At 63.0% G+C, this 22,477-nt stretch carries 15 protein-coding genes; 7 read left to right on the forward strand and 8 right to left on the reverse strand.

Annotated features, from left to right (window positions below; genetic code table 11):
• The first annotated feature begins 41 nt into the window (after positions 1–41).
• Positions 42–1,265 carry an NAD(P)/FAD-dependent oxidoreductase gene (locus IEV88_RS10025; protein WP_188159221.1) on the forward strand — a complete coding sequence of 408 codons (1,224 nt, stop codon included), beginning with the start codon at positions 42–44 and terminating at the stop codon, positions 1,263–1,265.
• 20 nt (positions 1,266–1,285) lie between these two features.
• Here the strand turns inward: IEV88_RS10025 and IEV88_RS10030 are convergent, their stop codons facing one another.
• The gene (locus IEV88_RS10030; RefSeq protein ID WP_188158576.1) at positions 1,286–4,210 is read right to left on the reverse strand and encodes a TIM-barrel domain-containing protein; all 2,925 of its coding nucleotides are present in this window, start codon (positions 4,208–4,210) and stop codon (positions 1,286–1,288) included.
• Between the two features lie 422 nt (positions 4,211–4,632).
• On the opposite strand from IEV88_RS10030, the gene uxaC reads away from it, so the two are divergent.
• From uxaC to manD, 4 genes are read left to right on the forward strand one after another with little or no spacing between them, the layout of a single operon-like run.
• Positions 4,633–6,051: a glucuronate isomerase gene (gene uxaC / locus IEV88_RS10035; protein WP_188158575.1), complete on the forward strand. Its 1,419-nt coding sequence runs from the start codon at positions 4,633–4,635 to the stop codon at positions 6,049–6,051.
• Between the two features lie 4 nt (positions 6,052–6,055).
• Positions 6,056–7,546: a mannitol dehydrogenase family protein gene (locus tag IEV88_RS10040; RefSeq protein WP_188158574.1), complete on the forward strand. Its 1,491-nt coding sequence runs from the start codon at positions 6,056–6,058 to the stop codon at positions 7,544–7,546.
• Positions 7,543–8,487: a sugar kinase gene (locus IEV88_RS10045; protein ID WP_188158573.1), complete on the forward strand. Its 945-nt coding sequence runs from the start codon at positions 7,543–7,545 to the stop codon at positions 8,485–8,487. Before IEV88_RS10040 ends, IEV88_RS10045 begins: the two co-directional genes overlap by 4 nt.
• Positions 8,484–9,692: a D-mannonate dehydratase ManD gene (manD, locus tag IEV88_RS10050; protein ID WP_188158572.1), complete on the forward strand. Its 1,209-nt coding sequence runs from the start codon at positions 8,484–8,486 to the stop codon at positions 9,690–9,692. Before IEV88_RS10045 ends, manD begins: the two co-directional genes overlap by 4 nt.
• A gap of 74 nt (positions 9,693–9,766) precedes the next feature.
• Here the strand turns inward: manD and glpK are convergent, their stop codons facing one another.
• The 3 genes from glpK to IEV88_RS10065 form a co-directional block, all read right to left on the reverse strand.
• The gene (gene glpK / locus IEV88_RS10055; RefSeq protein ID WP_188158571.1) at positions 9,767–11,257 is read right to left on the reverse strand and encodes a glycerol kinase GlpK; all 1,491 of its coding nucleotides are present in this window, start codon (positions 11,255–11,257) and stop codon (positions 9,767–9,769) included.
• A gap of 95 nt (positions 11,258–11,352) precedes the next feature.
• Positions 11,353–12,408: a galactokinase gene (gene galK, locus IEV88_RS10060; RefSeq protein ID WP_188158570.1), complete on the reverse strand. Its 1,056-nt coding sequence runs from the start codon at positions 12,406–12,408 to the stop codon at positions 11,353–11,355.
• Between the two features lie 17 nt (positions 12,409–12,425).
• Entirely contained in the window at positions 12,426–13,499 is a 1,074-nt protein-coding gene (locus IEV88_RS10065; RefSeq protein ID WP_206711211.1) for a galactose-1-phosphate uridylyltransferase, read from the reverse strand.
• A 196-nt stretch (positions 13,500–13,695) separates the two neighbouring features.
• Between IEV88_RS10065 and IEV88_RS10070 the strand changes: the two genes are divergently transcribed.
• Positions 13,696–14,487 carry a MauE/DoxX family redox-associated membrane protein gene (locus IEV88_RS10070; protein ID WP_188159219.1) on the forward strand — a complete coding sequence of 264 codons (792 nt, stop codon included), beginning with the start codon at positions 13,696–13,698 and terminating at the stop codon, positions 14,485–14,487.
• A gap of 143 nt (positions 14,488–14,630) precedes the next feature.
• Positions 14,631–16,310: a DUF5597 domain-containing protein gene (locus IEV88_RS10075; protein WP_188158569.1), complete on the forward strand. Its 1,680-nt coding sequence runs from the start codon at positions 14,631–14,633 to the stop codon at positions 16,308–16,310.
• 105 nt (positions 16,311–16,415) lie between these two features.
• On the opposite strand, the gene IEV88_RS10080 is transcribed toward IEV88_RS10075, so the two are convergent.
• From IEV88_RS10080 to IEV88_RS10095, 4 genes are all read right to left on the reverse strand, one after another.
• A complete protein-coding gene (locus IEV88_RS10080; RefSeq protein ID WP_188158568.1) occupies positions 16,416–18,287 on the reverse strand; it encodes a TonB-dependent receptor plug domain-containing protein in 1,872 nt (623 codons plus the stop codon).
• A gap of 52 nt (positions 18,288–18,339) precedes the next feature.
• Complete coding sequence (locus IEV88_RS10085; protein ID WP_206711210.1) at positions 18,340–19,398, reverse strand: 3-keto-disaccharide hydrolase; 1,059 nt, start codon at positions 19,396–19,398, stop codon at positions 18,340–18,342.
• Positions 19,399–19,487: 89 nt separating this feature from the next.
• Positions 19,488–20,990 carry a DUF7133 domain-containing protein gene (locus IEV88_RS10090; RefSeq protein WP_206711209.1) on the reverse strand — a complete coding sequence of 501 codons (1,503 nt, stop codon included), beginning with the start codon at positions 20,988–20,990 and terminating at the stop codon, positions 19,488–19,490.
• On the reverse strand, positions 20,987–22,435 hold the full coding sequence (locus IEV88_RS10095; protein WP_188158567.1) for a c-type cytochrome: 1,449 nt from the start codon (positions 22,433–22,435) through the stop codon (positions 20,987–20,989). Before IEV88_RS10095 ends, IEV88_RS10090 begins: the two co-directional genes overlap by 4 nt.
• Positions 22,436–22,477: the final 42 nt, after the last annotated feature.

Below are 22,477 nucleotides of genomic sequence, written 5' to 3' on the forward strand. Positions count from 1 at the left end.
CTATAGTGCGCGAAACCGAAGACCAGAAGGCAGACAGTCTAATGACGTCCTACGACATTCTCATCGTCGGCGCCGGCCATGGCGGCACGCAGCTCGCGGTCAATCTGCAGAAGCTGAAGTTTGGCGGCATTATCGGCGTGATCGGCGCCGAGCCGCACCTGCCCTATCACCGCCCGCCCCTGTCGAAGGACTACCTGTCTGGCGAGAAGGATTTCGAGCGTATCCTGCTGCGGCCGGAAAGTTTCTGGGATTCCGAAGGCCTGACCCTGATGCGCGGCAGGCGGGTGACCGCCGTCGATCCGGCGGGCAAGACGGTAGCGACGGATGATGGCGAGGCTATCGGTTATGGCGCTCTTGTCTGGGCGACCGGGGGCACGCCGCGCCTGCTGACCTGCGCCGGCTATGACCTGCCCGGGGTTCACACCGTCCGTACCCTGTCGGACATCAACGCGATGATGGGCGAGATGGACCGGACGAAGCGCGTCGTCGTGATCGGCGGCGGCTATATCGGGCTTGAAGCGGCCGCCGTGCTGCGCAAGCTGGAGCGCGACGTCGTGTTGCTGGAAGCACAGCCGCATGTGCTGTCCCGTGTCGCGGGCGAGCCGCTGGCGCGTTTCTTCGAGAAGGAGCATCGCGATCACGGTGTCGATCTGCGCACCAGCGTGCTGGTCGACTGTATCGAGGAGCGCGACGGCCGCGCCGCCGGCGTGCGCCTGGCCGATGGATCGGTGATCGAGGCGGATATGGTGATCGTCGGTATCGGCATCGTGCCGGAGGTCGGCCCGTTGATCGAGGCTGGCGCCAAAGGCGGCAATGGCGTCGTCGTCGACGCATTCTGCCGCACCAGCCTGCGGGATATATTCGCGATCGGCGATTGCGCCGCGCATCGCAATATCTACGGAGAAGATGCGCTGATCCGGCTGGAATCCGTCCAGAATGCCAGCGACATGGCGATGACCGTTGCCCGCGCGCTGACGGGAAACCCGCAGCCCTATGAAGCCGTGCCGTGGTTCTGGTCGGACCAGTATGATCTGAAGCTGCAGACGGCAGGGCTTGCCACCGGCCATGATGCCCATGTTCTGCGCGGCGATCCTGCAGATCGCAGCTTTTCGCTGATCTATCTGAAGCGGGGAGTCGTCTGTGCCCTCGACTGCGTCAATGCGCCGAAGGATTTCGTGTTCGGGCGTAAGCTGGTCGAAATCCGCGTGTCGGCAGAGCCGGAGCGGCTCGCCGATACGGCGATCGAGCTGAAGGACCTGATGTAAGGTCCTTCAGCCCGTTATCGCTATTGTTCGAGCGTGACCATGGTCGGCGCGCCATCATAGGTGATGGTGGTGGCGATATGGGCATCGAAATCATCCGCCCCGGCGATCGCCTCTGAAATGAAGCGGACCGAGATCTGCTTGCTACCGGCCATGCCCGGGAAGCCACCCTGGCGCTGACCGATGGTCAGGGTACGGTCTTCCTCGTTCCATGTCATCGGGATGCGGGAATACTGGCCATCCTTGTAGTCGTAGGTGTCGCCATCATCCTCGTAGAGGGAGAAGGCGCCATTGGCGCCGGTATAGACGGTGACGGTCAGCTCATTGCCCGTGTCCTGCCCCGTATACTCGATCTCCGGCCCGCTCGGGACGATTGAGCCGGCCTTGACGAAGAGCGGCATGCGCTGAAGCGGCGCCGCCGCGGTGACCGTCTGACCGCCCGAGAATTTCTCGCCCCAGTAGAAAGAGTACCAGTCCGCGCCCTCGGGCAGATAGACCTCGCGCGTACGCGCCTTGTACTCATAGACAGGGGCGACGAGGAAGGCGTCGCCGAACATGTATTGATCGCCGACATTGCGTGCCATCTCGTCATCGGTGAAGTCCATGACAAGGCCGCGCATCAGCGTGTAGTCGTCGTGATACATGTCCGCTGCCGCGGTATAGATATAGGGCATCAGGCGATAGCGCAGCCTGTCGTACCAGACCATGGACTCATAGACCGGGTGGCCTTCCGGCGAGATGTTGTAGATCTCGCGGAACGGATACTGGCCGTGGCTGCGGAAGATCGGCGAGAACGCACCGAACTGGAACCAGCGCAGGTTCAGCTCGCGCCATTCCGGCAGATGCGCCGGATCCTCATTGGCATAGCGGTTCTCGACCGAGAAGCCGCCAATGTCATGGGTCCAGTTGGGAATGCCCGACAGGCCAACGCCGATACCGGCATGGATCTGGTCGCGCAGATCGTCCCAGCGCGAGACGACATCGCCGGACCAGATCGCCGCACCATAGCGCTGGATGCCGGCAAACCCTGACCGCGTCAGGATGAAGGTGCGATCATTCGGATCGAATTCGCGCTCGCCTTCATAGACGGCCTGGGCATTGGCGAGTGCATAGGTGTTGAAATATTCCGTGGACGAGCCCAAGGCCGTCGGACCGGTGCGCAGCTTGCGTTCCTCGATCGACAGGTTGGAATGGGTGTCCGGCTCGGTCGCATCCATCCACCAGGCGTCGAAGCCGATGGTCGCCAGCTTCTCTTCCATCTGGCGCCAGAAGATCTCCCGCGCGTCTCCGGAATAGGGATCGTAGAAGGAATTGAGGTATCCTGCGCCGATCCAGTCTAGCGATTGCATCTCGATCGGGCGCTGATACATGTAGCCGGCTTCGTCCAGCTCCTTGTAGTTGTCCGTCGTCGGATAGAATTTCGGCCAGACGGAGACCATGATCTGGGCATTCATGTCATGGACCTGGTCGATCATGCCTTCGGCATCCGGGAAGCGCTCGAGATCGAAATCATGGCTGCCCCAGGCATCTTCCGGCCAGTAATTCCAGTCGAGAACGATGTTGTCTATGGGAATTTCTCTCCTGCGATATTCGGCCAGCGCCTCGACCAGTTCGTCCTGGGTCTTGTAGCGCTCGCGCGACTGCCAGAAGCCATAGGCCCATTTCGGCAGCATCACCGCCTTGCCGGTGACGGTGCGATAGCCGGAGATGACGTCGTCGATATCCTCACCCGCAACGAAATAATAATCGATGGCGTGACCTGCCTCCGACGAGAACGATAGCTGGTTCTGTTCCTCCGCAGGCAGAGGATCTAGATGCAGCAGGCGCAGATAGCCGCCGACCGGCTCCCACTCGACGCGGATGTCGCGCGGCATCCCGGCGGTCATGTCGACGGTGAAATTATGATACCACGGGTTCCAGTTCTGGCGCCAGCGATCGAGCACCAGCTCGCCATCGACATAGATCTTCATATAGGACGAGCCGTAAAGGCGGAACTTGTGGGCGCCGCTTTCATCGGCCTCGATCGTGCCTTCCCAGGTGATCAGTGTCGGATCGGCTTCCTCGCCCAGCGCGTCGTGCACGGCCGCCGGATAGGGATCGCGGTCGGCATTGCCGCGCACATACTGGTCAGCCGGCAGGTACTGGTAGTCGATATCGGCCTCGGTCTGGGCCAGCAGCACTTCGTCGTCCCTGAAATAGGTCGCCGTCAGGCCGCCCTCTTCGCCGGCGGCATTGCGTACCGTCAGGGAGCCGGTAATCGGCTGGTATTCGCGGGCATCGCCGATTTTAGTGATCGAGTAATTGTCCCACAGCACGCCGTAATTGCGGCTGGAGACGATAAACGGATTGGCGATGGAAATATTGTGCTGGGCGAGCTCGACATCCTCGCCGTTCAGATTGTACTGCGCATTCTGGTGCTGGCCGAGACCGTAAAAGCCTTCATCCGTGCCCTGGTTGAAGGTCTGGCGCACGCGGAACAGCTCCTCGCCATCCATCTCGATCGCCGGATCGTCAATGGCGACGAAGGAACCGCGATCATTTTCCTTCAGCAACGTATTGCCATCGCTGTCGAGGAATTCGATCTGGCCGGTATCGCGCATGATCAGCGCCTGGATGTCACCGGTGTCTAAAGTGACCAAACCATTGGTGATGCCGAGGTCGAAAGCCACGCTCCCGTCGGCCTGCGCCACGGCGGCAAGGCTCTCTTCGCGCGGCGTGCCGCCCTTCGGCGTAACCTCGACATGGATGATATCGCTGGCGATGACGGACAGGCGGACCTCTTCCGCATCGCCGGTCGCCGGGCGCAGCACGAAGCCCGTGTCGGTTTCCGTAACGGTGCCCATCGTCTTGCCGGCGACGGCAGTGCCGCGGGCGCCGGTTTCGGCGCTGGCACAGGCCGCCATCGCAAGCATCGCGGTACCCGCGAGCAATATCGTCCTAATCTTCATGGTGTTTCCTTCCCTTTATTCAGTATGCCGTGCGTTGTCTGTAGGTCGTGTTGGCGCGTCGGCGTCATGGCCGGCCGCAGCAGCCTCATGGCAGGCTGCAACAACCGGTATCAGGCCGGTCATGCCAACGGCATTCCAGTTTTCCTGCATCGGAATGTTCCACCCCAGAGACGGTCTTTGCCGGCGGCTTCACGTCGCCTTTCGGGCACTATAAAACGCCGTCCCGGAAATGACCATAGGCCGGGGAGGCACGGCACGCTTTCATTATCGCGCTTGAAAGCCGGCCATGACCGTGTCAGCCCGGACCTTTTGCCTTCGATTGCGGGATTTGGCCGTAATTCTTGCCGACAGCGTGTTGCCTGCGCTATGCCGGGCAACTAGCATGCGCCAACGCTTCAAAGGATGTGAAAAGCAGACCATCAATGAAACAGAAACTGACCCTTCACCCGCATCGCCTGTTCTCGTCGGATTCTGTCCAGCGGGAGATTGCGGCGGGCCTGTATGAGCAGATCAGGGACCTGCCGATCATTTCCCCGCACGGGCATACGGACCCGGAGTGGTTTGCCACGAACGACAACTTCCCCGACCCGGCGCACCTGTTCATCACCCCGGACCATTATGTGTTTCGCATGCTCTATTCGCAGGGCGTGACGCTGGAGAATCTCGGTGTTCCGCGCCAGGATGGCGGCTGGACCGAGCAGGACCCGCGCAAGATCTGGCGCCTTTTTGCAGAGCATTATCCCCTGTTCCGCGGCACGCCGTCGCGCGGCTGGCTCGACTATGTGTTCGCGACCGTGTTTGACCTGGACGTGCAGCTCTCGGCCGAGACGGCGGACCATTATTACGACGTCATCGACGAGCAGCTGAAGACAGACGCTTTCCGCCCGCGTGCCCTGATGGACCGGTTCAATATCGAGAAGATCGCGACCACCGAGATGGCGACGGATCCGCTGACCCACCATGCCAGCATGAAGAAGGACGGCTATCTCTCCCGCGTCGTCACGACCTTCAGGCCCGACGATGTCGTTGACCCGGAAAAGGCCGGCTTTGCCGGCGCCCTTGAAAGACTGGGCGAGATCACTGGCGAAGACATTACGATCTGGGACGGCTATCTTGCCGCCTTGCGCAACCGCCGTGCCTTCTTCAAGGAACATGGCGCGACCGCCACAGACCATGGCCATGTCACCGCCAACACGGCGAACTTCGACCGGGCAGCCTGCGAAGCCTTGTGGGAGACGGTCCGCAGCGGCAAGGCGACCCCTGCCGAAGCGGAGCTGTTCCGCGGCCAGATGCTGACCGAGATGGCCGGCATGAGCCTTGAAGACGGGCTGACCATGCAAATCCATGCCGGCTCGTTCCGCAACCATAATGCCCGATTGTTCGACAAGTTCGGCGCGGACAAGGGCGCGGACATTCCTCTGCAGACAGACTATGTCCATGCCCTCAAGCCGCTGCTCGACAGATACGGCAATGAACCGGCCCTGACAGTCATTCTCTTTACCCTCGACGAGACGGTCTATTCGCGCGAGCTGGCGACGCTGGCCGGGCACTATCCCTGCCTCCGTCTCGGTCCGCCCTGGTGGTTCCACGACTCACCCGAAGGCATGCTGCGCTTCCGTCACCAGGTGACCGAGACCGCCGGCTTCTACAACACCGTTGGCTTCAATGACGACACCCGCGCCTTCCTGTCGATCCCGGCGCGCCACGATGTCGCCCGCCGCATCGACTGCCGCTTTCTGGCCCAACTCGTCGCCGAGCACCGCCTCGGCGAGGACGAGGCCGCGGAGGTGGCGAAGGACCTGACCTATAATCTGGTCAAGAAAGCCTACAGGTTCGACTGATATCATGGCCCAATCGCTCAAAGACGCGCTGCGGGACAATCACAGCAGCGCCGCCCTGCCCGGTTATGACCGGGATGCCACCGGTGTCGGCATCGTCCATCTCGGGCCGGGGGCTTTCTTCCGCGGCCATCAGGCTGTCTATACCGATGACGCCATGGCGCTCGGCGGTAGCGACATCCACGGTGGCGACTGGGCCATTTGCGGCATCTCCCTGCGCTCGGCATCGGTGCGTGACGGTCTGGCCCAACAGGACGGGCTCTACACGCTGGCGACGCTGGACAGCGAGGTCTCGTATCGCATCATCGGGTCCCTGAAGGAGCTGATGGTCGCGCCGGAAGACCCCGGCGCCGTCATCGACCGACTCGCCGATCCGGCGATAAAGATCGTGACCCTGACGATTACCGAGAAGGGGTATTGTCTCGCCGCCAATGGCAGGCTCGATGAGAGCAATAGCGACATTGCCCATGACATCGCCACGCCGGACGCGCCCCGCTCGGCCATCGGCTATCTCGTCGCCGGGCTCGCCCGCCGTCGGGACAACGGCACGGCCCCGTTCACCTGCATTTCCTGCGACAACCTGCCGGATAATGGCCACAAGCTGAAGGCCGCCGTCATCGCGCTCGCGGCAAAACGGGATGAGAGCCTTGCCGGCTGGATCGGCGCCAATGTCGCCTTCCCCCGCACTATGGTCGACTCGATCACCCCGGCGACCGATGACGCGCTGATCGCGCGCGTGCGCGACGACGCAGGGCTCGACGATGCCTGGCCGATCCAGCGCGAAGCCTTCAAGCAATGGGTGATCGAGGATTTCGACGGGCCGCGTCCGGCGTGGGACAAGGCTGGCGCGACGTTTACCGGCGATGTCGCCGCGTTCGAGCATGCCAAGCTGCGCCTTCTCAACGCCCCCCACTCAGCCCTTGCCTATCTCGGGCCGCTTGCCGGCCATGAGACCGTAAGGGACGCGATCGGCGATGACGCGTTCGAAAGATTCATCCGCACCATGACGGCTCAGGAAATCATCCCCGGCCTGACAGCGCCGGTAGGTCTCGACCTGACCGAGTATCGCGACGCCATCATCGGACGCTTCCATAATCCCGAGATCAGGCACTTGCTGGCGCAGATTGCGTGGGACGGTACCCAGAAGCTCCCCGTCCGGATCATTTCCGTGATCCGCGAGAATATCGAAGCAGCCCGCCCTGTCGACCGGCTGTGCCTGGTCGTCGCAGCGTGGCGGATATTCGTCATCAAGGCCCTGCAGGATGGCCGCAAGATCGTCGACCCGCAAAGCGATGCCCTTGCCGCGCAGCCATGGCTCGATGACAGCGACCCGGAAGCCGCCGCGACGCACTTCCTCACCTTCCGCGCGCTGTTCGACGAGGATCTGGCGCGCAGTCAGCCCTTGCACGACGCCTTGCAACAGGCGATCCGGCTGATAGGGGACGGCGCGCCCGCCACCGTGCGCAGGGCCCTGATGACATATGGGGCTGATACATGAAGCGCGTCCTGGTCATCGGCGAGGCGATGGTCGAACTGCGCCCGGCGGGGGACGCCGGGCACTATGCCAGCGCCGTCGCCGGGGATGTCTACAACACAGCGGTCTATATGAAACGGCTGGCCGGCGAGCGCGCGCAGGTGTCGTTCCTGACCGCCCTTGGCGACGATGCCCTCAGCCAGCGCATGCGCACGACCTTCGAGGATGAGCGGATCGACACAGGCAGGGTCCGCACCGTTCATGGCGGCACGCCGGGTCTATATATGATCCATACGGATGATCAGGGCGAGCGCTCCTTCACCTATTGGCGCTCTGCCGCTGCCGCCCGGCGGATGCTGGAAGGCGACAGCCTCGGGGCACTGACCGACATGCTGTCGGGCTTTGACCTCGTCTATTTTTCCGGCATCACCCTCGCCATCCTGCCGCCGGACGAGGCCGCCATGCTGATCGCCGCTGCCGAAGCAGCCCGGGCAAGAGGCACCGCGATCGCCTTCGATCCGAATTATCGCGCCCGCCTGTGGGACGCCCCGGAACTGGCGATCGTTGCCTTCGACAATGCTTTCGCGGTCAGCGACATCGCCCTGCCCGGCATGGATGACGAGCGCGATCTGTACGGCTCGCAAAGCCCGGCGGAGACGCTGGACCGGCTGAAAGCCACCGATCCGTCGCATATCGTTCTGAAAGCGGGCAGGCAGGTCCATCTGTATACGAAGGGCGAGGACACGCAAATCCTGCCGGTCACGCCGGTTGACCGCCCGGTCGATACGACCGCCGCCGGGGACAGCTTCGCCGCCGGATTCCTGTCCGGCTGGCTCGAAGGCCTTGCCCCTGCCGATTGCGTCGCCCGCGCCGCCCGTGTCGCGGCCTTCGTCGTCACCCAGCCAGGCGCCATCTGCCCGATATCTGCCTTCACCAGCGTCATCAACCAAGAGCGACATTCATGAAAATCACCAATGCCACGGTCATCGTCACCTGCCCCGGCCGCAATTTCGTCACGCTGAAGATCGAGACCGATGAGGGCCTGACCGGGATCGGCGATGCCACGCTGAACGGGCGCGAGCTATCCGTCGCCTCCTACCTGACCGATCACTGCATCCCGAACCTGATCGGCAAGGATGCCGGCCGGATCGAGGATATCTGGCAGTTCTTCTATCGCGGCTGCTACTGGCGCCGCGGGCCGGTGACCATGTCGGCGATCGCCGCGATCGACACGGCGCTGTGGGACATCAAGGCGAAAGCCGCGAACATGCCGCTCTACCAGCTGCTCGGCGGGCGCTCGCGCGATGGCGTCATGGTCTATGGCCACGCCAATGGCACCGATATCGACGACACGGTCGAGGCCGTGCTGAAATACAAGGAAATGGGCTACAGGGCGATCCGCGCCCAGTCCGGCGTTCCCGGTCTCAAATCGACCTATGGCGTCTCCAAGGACACCATGTTCTACGAGCCTGCCGACGCCGCGCTGCCGAGCGAAAACGAATGGGATACGGTCAAATATCTCAACCATGCGCCGAAGCTGTTCGAGAAGGTGCGCGACGCGGTCGGCCCGGATATCCACCTGCTGCACGACATCCATCACCGACTGACCCCGCTGGAGGCCGGCCAGCTCGGCCGCTCGCTGGAGCCGTTCAAGCTGTTCTGGATGGAGGACCCGACGCCGGCGGAGAACCAGGAGGCACTGAAGCTGATCCGTCAGTACACCACGACGCCGATCGCCATCGGCGAGATCTTCAACACGATCTGGGACTGCAAGGACCTGATCCAGAACCAGCTGATCGACTATATCCGCACCACCGTCGTCCATGCAGGCGGCATCACCCATCTGCGCCGGATTGCCGATCTCGCCGCGCTCTACCAGGTGCGCACCGGCAGCCATGGTGCGACCGACCTGTCACCGGTGTGCATGGGCGCGGCGCTGCATTTCGATACCTGGGTACCGAATTTCGGCATCCAGGAATATATGCACCACACGGAAGAGACAGACGCCGTCTTCCCGCATGATTATACCTTCAAGGACGGCTTCCTCTATGCCGGGGAGACGCCGGGCCATGGCGTGACCATCGACGAGGAACTGGCTGCAAAATATCCCTACAAGCCGGCCCAGCTGCCGGTGAACCGCCTGACCGACGGGACGATGTGGAACTGGTAGGCCGGCCGGGACCGACTCTAGCGTTTCCCGGTGAAGTGGAAACCGGTTCACCGTCAGGAAACGCGGAAAACAATCTAGCGCTCCGTCAGTGTCCGGCTGACCGCGTCGCGCCAGCCGGCAAGATTGCGCGCGCGGGTCTGCACCGTCATCGCCGGCTCGAAGGATCGATCCAGCTGCCAGCGCGTCGCGAGGTCATCGAGCGACCCGTAAAGTCCGGCCTGCAGCCCGGCGAGGCAGGCTGCGCCGAAGGCTGTCGTCTCCGCGATCACCGGCCTGTCGGTGCGCAAGTCGAGTATGTCAGCGAGGAACTGCATCATCCAGCCATTGGCGACCATGCCGCCGTCGACCCGCATTGCCTCGATCGTGCCGCCATCGGCGACCATGGCACCGACAAGGTCGGAGAGCTGATAGACGGTCGATTCCAAGGCGGCGCGCACCATTTCCGCCTTGCCCGAGCCGCGCGTCAGCCCGTAGATCGCGCCGCGCGCCTCGGCATCCCACCATGGCGCGCCGAGCCCGGCAAAGGCAGGCACGATATAGACGCCATTATTGTTCTCGATGCTGCTCGCGAGCGCTTCCGTCTCCGTCGCCGACTGGATCAGGCCAAGCCCGTCCCGCAACCATTGCACGGTCGTACCGGCGGCGAAGATCGACCCCTCCAGCGCATAATACGCCTTTCCGTTCAGGCGATAGGCTACGGTCGTGAGCAGTTTGTTCCGTGAGCGAACGATGGTCTCGCCCGTATTCAGCACGACGAAACAGCCGGTGCCGAACGTACTCTTGACCATGCCCGGCTTGAAGCAGGCCTGACCGATCAGGGCGGCCTGCTGGTCACCGGCGACGCCGCAGACCGGAATTGGCGTCCCTAGCACCGCCTTGTCCGTATGGCCAAAATCGGCGGCGCTGTCGCGCACCTCCGGCATCAGCGATACGGGAATGTCGAACAGCGAGAGGAGGTCCGCATCCCAGTCCTGCCGCTCGATATTGAACAGGCAGGTGCGGCAGGCATTGGTCGCATCGGTGGCATGAACCCTTCCCCCTGTCAGCCGCCACAGGAGGAAGCTGTCGACCGTGCCGAAGGCAAGCTTGCCAGCCTCGGCGCGGGCGCGCACGCCGCGGACATTGTCGAGCAGCCAGGTGATTTTCGTCGCCGAAAAATAGGGATCGAGGACAAGGCCGGTGCGGTCGGTCACCATCGCCTCGTGGCCAGCCTCGCGCAAGCGGCGGCAGAAGTCCGCCGTGCGCCGGTCCTGCCAGACAATCGCGTTATGGACGGGCTTTCCCGTCTCGCGGTCCCAGACCAGCGTGGTCTCGCGCTGGTTCGTGATGCCGATGGCGATGACATTCAGGTCATCCGCCTGCGCCTTATCCAGCACCTCGCGGCAGACAGCGACGACGGTGTCCCAGATTTCCTCGGGGTCATGCTCGACCCAGCCGGCCTGCGGGTAGTGCTGGCGAAATTCGCGCTGCGCCAGCGCTTGTATCGTGCCTTCGCCATCGAAGAGAATGGCGCGCGAACTCGTCGTGCCCTGGTCTATCGCCAGAATGCAGGGTGTGCCCGTCATGTCGTTTCCTCATGCTTGCAGGCAGCCACCATAGCACAGGATTCTGCCCGCGGTCAGGCCGCGATTCAGGCAGGACCGGCGCCCGAACCCGTGCGTCAGATCATGGTGATCTGCGGGAAGTCACCGGTCATTGCCTGTTGCCAGCGGGCGAGGCCATCCTCGGGCACGAGCGAGACGAAGCAGCCGCCGAAGCCGCCGCCGGTCATGCGCGAGCCGAGGGCCCCGTGGTGGCGGGCGCGGATCACCATCTCGTCGAGAACGGGATGGGTGATCTCGAAATCGTCGCGCATGGACACATGGCTTTCATCCATCAGCCGGCCGAGCCCGGCGGCATCGCCTCTGCGGATCGCATCGACCGCTGCAAGGACACGCAGGTGCTCCGTGCGCTGATGGCGCATACGCCGGTTGATCGGCTCGTCGAGCGCGAGGGCGCGCTTGAGCGTCGCCTCATCCATCAGGCATGGATTGGGTTCGCCGAGCAGCGTCTTGCCCTCCTCGCACTCGGCCCGGCGCACGGCATAACGGCCCTCGTCGAGGCGGCGCTCGACGCCGGAATGGGCGACCGCCATGACATGCCCCCCAGGCAGGGCGATCTTTTCTGTCTCCAGCGTCAGCGTGTTCAGGAACAGCGCGGTCCCGGGCTCGGCCAGGGCGACCGCCATCTGGTCCATGATGCCGCAGGGCACGCCGAGATAGTCGTTCTCGATCTTCTGTGCCCACAGGGCGATCGTCTTGTCGTCCTCGTCGAATGCCCCGATATCGCGCGCGGCTTTCAGGCAGGCGACCAGAAGCGCGGCAGAAGAAGAGAGCCCGGTTCCCGCGGGGATATCGCTTTCCAGCGTCACATCGGCGCCGCCCTTGAAAAGCCCCTTGTCGCCGAGAAAGGCGAAGGCCGCGGCGGCATAATCGGACCAATGGCCGTCGCGGACGAAGGCGGCAGGGCGCTGCTTCATTTCGTCAAAGCCGCGAGAATAGATGCGCAGCGTATCGCCATCGGCGGGGGCGAGAGAAACTGTCATCGACCGGTCGACCAGCGCCGGCAGGACAGCGCCCCCATTATAGTCCGTATGCTCGCCGATAATGTTGACGCGGCCGGGTACGGTCTGCACCGTCTTCGGCCCATAGCCGAAGGTCTTCTCGAAGATACTCATGCGTCTACAATCTCTTGTTACAGGTCTCTAAGGGCCTTGGCGGCCTGTTCCGGCATGATGTCGACGGTGAACATGCCGGTCGACTGCTCGACCGAGGCGAGATACTTGATTTTGTCGGCCGAGCGCAGCAGCGGATAGAACTGCGCGGTGAAGTGGAAATGCCCCTCCTCGCCACGGGGCGCGGCATGCAGGCTCAGCATATAGGGCGTCGGGCGGGCGAAAAATTCATCATAGCGCCGGGTCATGTCGCCGAGCAGATGGGCAAAGCCGTCGATCTGGTCGGCATCGAATGCCCAGGGCCCCGGCGTGAAGGCTTGCGGCACCAGCCAGGTTTCGTAGGGGAAGCGCGCATAGGGTGGCGCGACGGCGCGGATACCGGCGGCCTCGGTGACGGAATAGTCATCGCCCCATGAGGCGAGCGCGCCTGCCAGGTCATAGCCTTGCCGGAAGGCGTCGGCCATCTTCTCCTGTACCGGCGGCATCACGTCAAACGCATAGATCTGGCCATGGGGGTGGTGCAGCGTGACGCCGACTTCCTCGCCGCGGCTCTCAAACGGCAGCACGAATGTATGGCCCGCCGCGAACAGGTCCCGATAGCGGTCGATCCACGCCGCCACAAGCAAGCGCCGCCGGTCCTGACCGATGGTCGCGAGCGAGCCTTCATGATCCGGGGTGTAGACCACGACCTCGCACTTGCCGCCGGGCCGCCGCAGGTCAAGGCCGGGAATATCCTGCGCCGGTTCTGCCGCATCCGGGTGAAAGCTCGGGAAGCGGTTATCGAAGACGGCAAGCTCGAAATCCGTAAACGGAATTTCAGTGGCAGGCCGGCCCGGCTGCGATGGCGCCAGCGGATCATCCGCAGCTGACGGCTTGAAGGTGCGGTTCTGCCGGTGCGAGGCATAGACCGCCCATTCCCGGCGTAGCGGATGCCAGCGCAGCGACCCGCCATGGATCGGCTCGCCGTCCTCCTCGGCCAGCGCCTCCAGCCCATGCGGCTCGCGGCCATAAAGCCATAGTGACCGGCCGTCCCCCTTCACATGGTGGCGGCGATGCACTGCCTGACCGGGCATATCCAGCGTTTTCAGAACCATGGGACCCCTGTTGTCATTCATCAATAATACCAGAATTACGGTGTTACACCGGCGCTGTAAACGGTGCGTGCCCGATAGATATCGCCCGCCCCCCGGCCTTGATGACCGCAAGCCCGGATAGTCGCGGGGCGGCCTTGTTGACAGCCATGGACCTACACCATATACCCCCATAGGGTATCAGGAGGTCATGATGAATATGGATTCCGAAAACGGGACGCCTTCGCGGCAAGAGGGCCGGCAAGAGGGCAGCAACCACGCCGTGCTGTATCGCATGGTCATGGACAAGCATGTCTGCCCCTATGGCCTCAAGTCGAAATGGCTCCTGCAACGCCATGGCTATGAGGTCGAGGACCACCATCTGATAACACGCGAGCAGACCGATGCGTTCAAGACCGAGCACGACGTCAGCACGACGCCGCAAGCCTTCATCGAGGACACCCGCATCGGTGGCTATGACGCCCTGCGCGCCCGCTTCACCGGCTATGACAAGACGAAGAAGACCTACACCCCGGTCCTGATGATCTTTGCGATCAGTGCCCTGATGGCCTTCGCGGTCGCCGGCGGTTTCATCGGCACGGTCTTCACCCTGCGTACCATCGAGCTATTCGCCGCCTTCGCCATGACGGCGCTCGCCCTGCAGAAGCTGAAGGACGTGGAGAGCTTTTCCACCATGTTCCTGAATTACGACCTGCTTGCCCGCCGGCATGTCGGCTATGGCTATGTCTATCCGTTCGCGGAGGCGGCGGCCGGCCTGTTGATGATCATGGGCGGAATGGCCGGGCTCATCGGCGCCCCCATCGCCCTGTTCATCGGGTCGGTCGGTGCAGTGTCGGTCTACAAGGCCGTCTATATCGACAAGCGCGAGCTGAAATGCGCCTGTGTCGGCGGCGATTCCAATGTCCCGCTCGGCTTCGTTTCATTGACGGAAAACCTCGTCATGATCGCTATGGGCCTGTGGATGCCGCTGAAAATGATCTTCCTCTCATAGCAGGCCTTCCGGCAGGAAAGCTTCGGCTGGCCCCCCCCCTGTCCACGCCGCTAAAGTGGCCGGAACAACGGGACGGGAATACGGGGACAGGGGCAGTTCCTGCAATCTATCCTGCTACAGAAAAAGAACCGAGGGAGGAATAGATGAGCGCAAGACTGACAGGCTTGACCGCCGCCATACTGGCCACAACGACCATGTTGCTCACGGCGATCATGGCACCAGCATGGGCGCAATCGCTACCCCATTTTGAAAGTCACGACGGAAAACATCTCTTCGTCGTCGACGGCGAGCCCTATCTGATGCTGACGGCGCAGGCGAACAACTCGTCCAACTATCCCGATATGCTCGAGAAGGTCTGGCCGGCCGTGCACGATCTCGGCGCCAACACGCTGCAGATCCCCGTCGCCTGGGAGCAGGTCGAGCCCGAGGAAGGACGCTTCGATTTTTCCTATCTCGAAACACTGATCGATGAAGCCCGCGAGAACGAGATTCGCCTCGTTCTCCTGTGGTTCGCGACATGGAAGAACACCTCGCCGAACTACACGCCGGAATGGGTCAAGCTCGACAATGAGCGGTTCCCGCGGTTGAAAAAGAAGGATGGCACCACCTCCTACGCCCTGACCCCTCTCTCGCGGGAAACTCTGGAGGCTGACAAGCGCGCCTTCGTGCGGATGATGGAATGGCTGAAGCGCAATGACCGCGAGCAGACCGTGATCATGGTCCAGGTCCAGAACGAGCCCGGCACCTATAGCAGCGTGCGCGATTACTCGGATGCCGCTCAGGCCGTGTTCGAGGATGCCGTGCCACAGAAACTGGTCGAACATCTCGGCGTTGGTACCGGCACCTGGCCGCAGGTATTCGGCGCGGACGGCGACGAGTTCTTCCATGCCTGGCATATCGCCAGCTATATCGGCGAGATCGCGGCGGCCGGCCGTGCCGTCTATGACCTGCCCATGTATGCCAATGCCGCGCTGAAGGACCCGATCAACGACCAGGGACCGGAAAGCTACGCCAGCGGCGGGCCGACGCACAACGTCATCGGCATCTACAAGGCCGCGGCCCCGGCACTCGATTTCGTCTCGCCCGATATCTATATGCGCGACGATCTCCGGTACACGGCCGTGCTGGACCATTACGCCCGCCCGGACAATCCCCTGTTCGTCTCGGAGACTGGCAACGCGCCAGACTTTGCGCGGTATTTCTTCGATGTGTTCGGCCACGGCGCTATCGGCTTTGCCCCGTTCGGGACCGATTATACGGGGTATGCCAACTACCCCCTCGGCGGCAAGGAAGTCTCTCCGGAATCGCTCCAGCCCTTCGCCGCCAATTACAGCCTGCTCGCCCCGTTCGCCGGGGAGTGGGCGCGGCTGGCCTATGAGCGGCAGGTCTGGGGCGCCGGACGCCCGGATGACAACGCGCCACGCATTCTCGACCTCGGCCCGTGGCGCGCGACCGTCGAATTCGACCAGTGGCAATTCGGCGAGGACGAGTGGTGGGGCGACGATGTCGAGAGGCGCGAGCCGGCGGTCAATGCCGGTATCCTGGTCGCCGACCTGGGAGAGAATGCGTATCTCGTCACCGGCTATAATGCCCGTGTCCGATTCGACCCCGCCGAGGAGCTTGAGGGACGCGGCTTCCTGTTTGCCAGCGTCGAGGAAGTCGTGTGGGAAGACGGGGAATGGCGTATGGTCCGCCGCTGGAACGGCGACCAGACCGATTATGGCCTGAATTTTACGGACGAGCGCCAAATTCTCCGTGTGCGTCTGGCGACCTACGACGAAAACATCGTCGATGAAGGCCGCGCCATTGCCGAGGAAAACTAGATCAACCTGCCTTCAAATGGAATCATTTGAAGGCAGGAAAGTTTCGCTTCCAAAGTGTTAGAGCAGCGGCAGATCCGGCATGACATGCCGCGGCATTGCCCCTTGTCAATATGCGATATCGAGCCTGATGCCGAGACGCCGGCCCATCGGCGTGAAGCCGGGCTGTGCCTCGGTCTCGCTGTCGAGAAGGTTATCGGCGGTCAGCGCGACCTGAAGCCCGTCGGCGAGCGCATAGCCCGCGAACAGGTCAAGCCGTTGTGACGGGTCGAGCCGGACAATCCCGGTCGGCACCGACGAGGCTTCGATCTCGCCGCGGATACGATAGGACGCATAGGCATTGATGCGATCCTGCGCCCAGGCCCATGTAAAACCGGCGCGCCAGTCGGGACGTAGCAAGACAGCGCCGTCGGGCGCGTCGGTATTCATCTGTGTACCAAAGGCTGAAAAGGCATGGGCACCGATATCGTGACTGACAGACGCTTCGATGCCGGAGACTTCGACCTCGGACCGGTTGACCAGACTGAATGTCTCACCATCGAAATCGATCAGACCCTTGAAGCTCGAATGATAGACGGACAGGTCGACCGCGGTCGTCGCGGCAAAGGCATGACGCATCCCGATTTCACCGGTGACGCTGGTCTCGTCTTCGAGGTCAGGATTGCCGACGAGCGGGTCGCCGACGGCATAGAAGCTCGGCGCCTTGAAGCCGGTGCCGATGCTGGCATAGACGGAGGTGCTGCCATCGCCCGGCAGGTGATACACGCCGCCCGCCCGCACCGTTGGCACGACTTCCTCCGTATCCACATAATCGGCCCTGATCCCGGCATAGAGGTCGAGCGCGCCTTTGTCTCCGCCCGCTGCGGCATCGCGGCGCATCTCGGCAAAAATCGACGGGGTGGTGCGCTCGAGCTCGAAATCGACCGGCAGCGGGAAGCCATAGTCTAGGCTGCCGGTTGTCTCGCCTTTTTCCTGCACGATTTCTGCCCCGGCCAGCGCCTGCCACTCCCGCGACAGGGACCGGCTTGCCGTCCCGACAAGGGTCAACCGCTCGAAGGTGCTGTCGCTTGTGCCCGCCGGCACTTGCGGCGGCGCCGCGGGAGTGACCCTGTCTTCGCTGCGGCGCAGCCAGGTGAAGGCGGCGCTTGGTGACCAGCCCGCGGTCTCGCCCGCCCCATAGCGCAGGGAAACCGTGGAGAGCCTGGTCTCGCTTTGCTGCAGATCGGGCGTGGCTGCGAAACGGTTCCCGCCGCTGGCATCGGCAAATGCCCCGCGCGAGGTCTCCCCGACCCGCGCAGAGGCTACCCAGCGGCCCTGGCCTGCGGCACCGCTCATCTTGACGCCGAGGCTGGCGCGGGAAAATGTCTGGTCGGCGGGCCCCTCGCCAAAATCGAACCAGGTACCGGTCACCGACAGCGCCAGCGCCTCATCGCGCAAGGGCGCCCATCGCCCGTTGACCGATCCGAGACCCCGATCGGCGACGCGCACCATTGCCTCGGCGCGCGGGCCGTCGCGCGGATCGTCCGTCTCCAGAGCGATCTGACCGGACAGGGCATCGCTGCCTTCGAGCACGGAGACAGCCCCCTTGTAAATAGTGACAGAGCCGATCTCGAACGGGGCGATGGCGCCGACATCGACCGCGCCGCCGCGGCTGTCGGTGACATCGTTCAGGCGCACGCCATCAATCGTGACCGCGGTGAAATTCGCGTCCCCGCCGCGCAACAGGATTTCCGTTGCACCGGCCGGGCCGGGGCTGACGATGGTGACGCTTGGCGAGGTTTCCAGAACGCTTTGCACGTCGCCGAGAGCGGCAATGTCCCGGGCACCGATCGTCTCGACTCTGACAGCTGCTGGATCGACAAGGCGCTGGGCCCGGACGACGATCGTATCGCCGCCACTATCGGGGTTGGCGTCATCCGGTGTTGCAGCGCTGGCAGGCTGGATGGCAAGCAAAACCATCACGGCAGTAGAAAAAGACATCGTTACTCACTCTTTACAGCTTACGGAATGCTTACAATCGACAACCAGCCGGTCAGTCATTCGCACCGAGATCGAGTTCTCTCACCCAGATATTGCGATACTCGACCGGATTGCCATGGTCCTGCAGACGCAGCGGCCCCTGCGGCGGGTGCGCCTCATAGGGAAGAATGTTCTGATAGCCCGACACGCCGAGGAAGTTCTGGCGATACTGGGTCAGGACACCGTTATGGAAAACGGTGACGAAAGCGGGATTGAGCAAGTCGCCATCGTCATCGAAGCGCGGCGCTTCGAACACGATATCGTAGGATTGCCATTCGCCCGGTGGCAGGGTGGCGTTCTTCAGCGGCGGTTTCCAGCCATAGATTGCCGATGCCTGACCGTCCGCATAGGTCTCGTTCTGATAGGAATCGAGCACCTGCACCTCATAGCGGCCCATCAGGAAGATGCCGCTATTGCCGCGCCCCTGCGAGCCACTTACAGGTTCCGCCGGCGAACGCCATTCGATATGGTATTGTGCGTCGCCGAATTCCCGGGTGGAGACGATATCGGCACTGACCGTGTGCGGAATGTCGCTGGGAACGCGCAAGGAGCCGTTTTCCACGACCCAGTCGGGCGCCCCGTCATTGGCTGTCCTGAACCCGTCAAAGCTGGTGCCATCGAACAGGACGACTGCGTCGGAAGGCGGCGGCACGAACACACCGGTCTGCGGCTCGACGACCTCCGGACGTGGCCGCTCGGGATCATGAACGCGCCATTTGCCGTCCGGCAGAAGCGGCGTGCCCTCGTAACCGATGGTGAAGCCGCTGTTCGGCCTTTGCACGGCAACCGGCTGGGCGTCAGGAAACTGCGCCTGGGTCGCAACCAGAATTTCCGGACCGTTGACGACGGCGAACTGCGAAGCGGCGTGGGCTTCGGCAGGGGCAGATGTCTCTGCCATTGCCTGGTCGCCTGATGGCGTCCCGGTCGTCGCGGTCTGCGTGTTATCACCTGCGGCCGCGGTTTCGGCAGCCTCGTCAGCATTGCCACAGGCGCTGACACCCAGGCCTGTCAGCAACGCCATCATCCCTGCACGAAGTGTAGCGCCATTCTTGTAATATCTTGACTTGCTCATCTCGTCGCTCCCCTGAAGTTATCTGTTTCGGGCACAATTGTTCATCGTCTTGGCTCATCCAGCAACCATGCGCACCCGACAAATATCGGTCACATGGTCGTATTGACGGTGTAATAGACCTTCGAAACGCTTGGTTTGCGACCATCGGCGCTGCGCAGGGCCGAGAAATCGATCGCCATGACCGTGCCCGGCATCTGGTCGATCCCGATCGACACGGACAGGCCATCATCGGCGATATCGACGGACCGCGTCTCGAGGCTTGTCAGGTCGATCTTGTCCGAGCCATAGGCGTCGCTGTAATCATAGCCCCACTGCTGGATCGAAAAAGCCGACGCAGACAGGCTCGCCGGATCGACCGCCCCGGTGAAGTCGAGGCGGAAGCCATCGGCGGTCATGGCGATATCGAGCAGCTCGAATGGCTGCGTCTCGCCGTCCCAAACTACGCGCTCGATACCGAACGGCTTGGAGCCGACCGCGCCCCAGCCGCGGGCCGTCTGCCCGACCCACAGATCACCGCCGGGGTGGAAGGCAAGCCGGATATTACCGCTCTGGAAATTGTTGGCGAAATTGATGACCGCGCCCTGGCGCTGTCCGTTGACGGTTTCCAGCAGGATGCGGAACACGTTCGATTGCGTCTGGTCGCCGACGAATATCTGCCCCTCGAACGGACCGAACGCGCCGCCGGTCGTGTCCCATTCCGGATTGCCCGGGGAGTTTGCGACCTCCTGATGCGGGATCCAGACGACCGGTGTCTCGCTCATCTGCGCGAAATCCTCGACCGACATGTCGTCGAGGATAGGGATAGAGTAATCGGGGTGATCGCGCAGGGAGGACGGATGGCCGTAAAACGCCCCGTCCTCGAGAATGTGCAGTTTGGACGTCGGCACCCAGTCGCCCTGATTGTCCGTATAATAGACGAGACCGTCAGGGCTGACGCCGACCCCTGCCGGCGATCTCAGACCCGACGCAAAGAAAGAGAAGTCACCGTCGGGTGTGATCCTGTAGGCCCAGCCGCGATGACCGCCCGCCGACACCATGACGGGCCGCTCGCCCCATGAATAGCCACCGGGCACGTTGTGACCCAGATTGAGCGTGCCGACGAGATTGCCGTCGCCATCGCGTACCGGCGCGAAATTGTATTCGTGGTAATTGTCGTGGAAATCCCAGTCGCTGGCGAGGTTGAGATAGTCATCGGCGACGCCGTCGCCATCCTTGTCGACGAGCCGGGTCAGTTCCGATTTCTGACCGACCAGGATCGTCCCGTCATCCTCCCACATCAGGCCGGTCGGCTCGTTCAACCCTTCGGCGAAGAGCTGCCAGTCGCCAGGCTGCGGCGTGCCTGCCGCCGCGTCGGCATCAAGGATCCAGACATCGCCGAGCCGCGTGGCCACCGCCACGGCGCCGGCCTCGTTGATATCGAGACCGGTCGCGTGAAACGGCACGTCTGCCGGCAAGGCAATCGCCTCGAGCCTGTAGCCGTCGGGAATATAGGCCGTATTGCCGACCATGTCGTCCTGCGCCAGCACGCCGCTGCACAGGATCGGAAACACGAGCGCCGTGCCCGCCAGTTTTTTCAATGTCATCGCGCTCATGGCGTCTGTGTCCTTTCCATCAGGACCCGCGTCTGCGCGCCCGATTCTTCAACCCGGGTCTCGACGCCATCGATGTCAGGCACCGATACCGGTCCTGCCGCCCCGCCCCCGGCTGCCGCATAGACGAACGCCATGCCCGCATCAGCAGGCTGACCGGTCACAGTGTAGGACATGCCGTCGATCTCGAACGAGAATACCGGCGAGCCGTCATCCTGCAGCGAGGTCCCGACATAGCGGCACTGGCCGTCCTGGCTCAGTGCGATTGCCTCGGGCTCGTGGAACATCCACTCTCCCAGCGGCACTGCCGGGGCATCGCCGCGCCCGTCGATATTGGGGCCGATATCGAGGAAATCCCCCTGCCACGCCCCGACAATCGCGCAGGACCTGGTATTGAAGCCGAAATTCATGCCCGAGGGCAGGCCGACCGAGATCGTCGATGACGGCAGGTTATTGACCACCCGGCGGATGACCCGCGGCCGTTGCTGTGCATCGATAACGAAAGACGTATCGTCGAGAAAACTCTTGCCGGCCTCGCTCAGCGCGAAGGCCCGCTCCCCCGTTTCCGGGTTGAGCACGACGATGTTGAGATTGCCGGAGAACCAACCCGGCTTCTCGGCAGTGCTGTAGGCAATGGTCAGCTCATGGGTCCCATGGTCGATCGGATAGATCGCCCCGGCGAGATCATAAACCGGCTCGACCTTGTTGCCATCGATCATCACCTCCACGCCGCCGCCGCCGCCGGCCTGGACCCAGATACCGGCGGGGGCGCCAGCCGGGATATGGACAATGCCATCGACGACCATGGCGAAGTTTTCCATCTCGGCGATGGCGTAATCGGCAAGACCGGTGTCGAACCGTCCGGCCTTGGTCGGCTCGCCTTGCGTGGCCTCGGCAAAGGAAAAGCCCTCCCGGGGCGTATCGGCGGCGATCGGCCAGATCGCATAGCGCCCGCCTTCCCATCCCTCGCGGCGCGAGCGGATGTAATCGACGACGTCGCCGAGTTCTTCATCGCTGTAGAGGCTCTCGAATCCGACCATGCCGAGATCGGGGAACCCGTTCTTGATATTGCTCAGGATCTCTTCGCGCGAAGAGCCATGCACCCATTCGCCATCGACGAGGTTCAGCCCGACACCGCCGCGCATATCCTGGCCGTGGCAGGCGACGCAGGCCTGTGCGTAAATCGCCCTGCCCCGGGCAAGGGATGCCTCGTCAAAGGCGATTTCAACAGGATCAGGCCTGTCGGCGCCAGTCAGGCCCGCCATGGCGATGTCGCCAGCGGGCGCGCCGGGTCCCGGTGCGGCGCCTCTCGACGCGACGAAACCCGATAACAGCGCATAGATGCCAACGCACAATACCGCCGCCAGCGCGCACGCGCCGAGCGCCCAGACGAGTGCGTTGGAGTCCCCCGCATCACCTGCATGATGATTAGAATTATTGTTCGACATCCCTGCCCTGACATCCCCTCTTAACCGGCCTGTTTAGACGGC

The sequence above is a fragment of the Aquisalinus flavus genome (assembly GCF_014640095.1).
Classification (GTDB): domain Bacteria; phylum Pseudomonadota; class Alphaproteobacteria; order Caulobacterales; family Parvularculaceae; genus Aquisalinus; species Aquisalinus flavus.

Excerpts from the sequence above, each read along its gene's own strand:
- IEV88_RS10025 (WP_188159221.1), top strand. The coding sequence starts at position 42 with ATGACGTCCTACGACATTCTCATCGTCGGCGCCGGCCATGGCGGCACG.
- IEV88_RS10030 (WP_188158576.1), bottom strand. The coding sequence starts at position 4,210 with ATGAAGATTAGGACGATATTGCTCGCGGGTACCGCGATGCTTGCGATG.
- uxaC (WP_188158575.1), top strand. The coding sequence starts at position 4,633 with ATGAAACAGAAACTGACCCTTCACCCGCATCGCCTGTTCTCGTCGGAT.
- IEV88_RS10040 (WP_188158574.1), top strand. The coding sequence starts at position 6,056 with ATGGCCCAATCGCTCAAAGACGCGCTGCGGGACAATCACAGCAGCGCC.
- IEV88_RS10045 (WP_188158573.1), top strand. The coding sequence starts at position 7,543 with ATGAAGCGCGTCCTGGTCATCGGCGAGGCGATGGTCGAACTGCGCCCG.
- manD (WP_188158572.1), top strand. The coding sequence starts at position 8,484 with ATGAAAATCACCAATGCCACGGTCATCGTCACCTGCCCCGGCCGCAAT.
- glpK (WP_188158571.1), bottom strand. The coding sequence starts at position 11,257 with ATGACGGGCACACCCTGCATTCTGGCGATAGACCAGGGCACGACGAGT.
- galK (WP_188158570.1), bottom strand. The coding sequence starts at position 12,408 with ATGAGTATCTTCGAGAAGACCTTCGGCTATGGGCCGAAGACGGTGCAG.
- IEV88_RS10065 (WP_206711211.1), bottom strand. The coding sequence starts at position 13,499 with ATGGTTCTGAAAACGCTGGATATGCCCGGTCAGGCAGTGCATCGCCGC.
- IEV88_RS10070 (WP_188159219.1), top strand. The coding sequence starts at position 13,696 with ATGGATTCCGAAAACGGGACGCCTTCGCGGCAAGAGGGCCGGCAAGAG.
- IEV88_RS10075 (WP_188158569.1), top strand. The coding sequence starts at position 14,631 with ATGAGCGCAAGACTGACAGGCTTGACCGCCGCCATACTGGCCACAACG.
- IEV88_RS10080 (WP_188158568.1), bottom strand. The coding sequence starts at position 18,287 with ATGTCTTTTTCTACTGCCGTGATGGTTTTGCTTGCCATCCAGCCTGCC.
- IEV88_RS10085 (WP_206711210.1), bottom strand. The coding sequence starts at position 19,398 with ATGAGCAAGTCAAGATATTACAAGAATGGCGCTACACTTCGTGCAGGG.
- IEV88_RS10090 (WP_206711209.1), bottom strand. The coding sequence starts at position 20,990 with ATGAGCGCGATGACATTGAAAAAACTGGCGGGCACGGCGCTCGTGTTT.
- IEV88_RS10095 (WP_188158567.1), bottom strand. The coding sequence starts at position 22,435 with ATGTCGAACAATAATTCTAATCATCATGCAGGTGATGCGGGGGACTCC.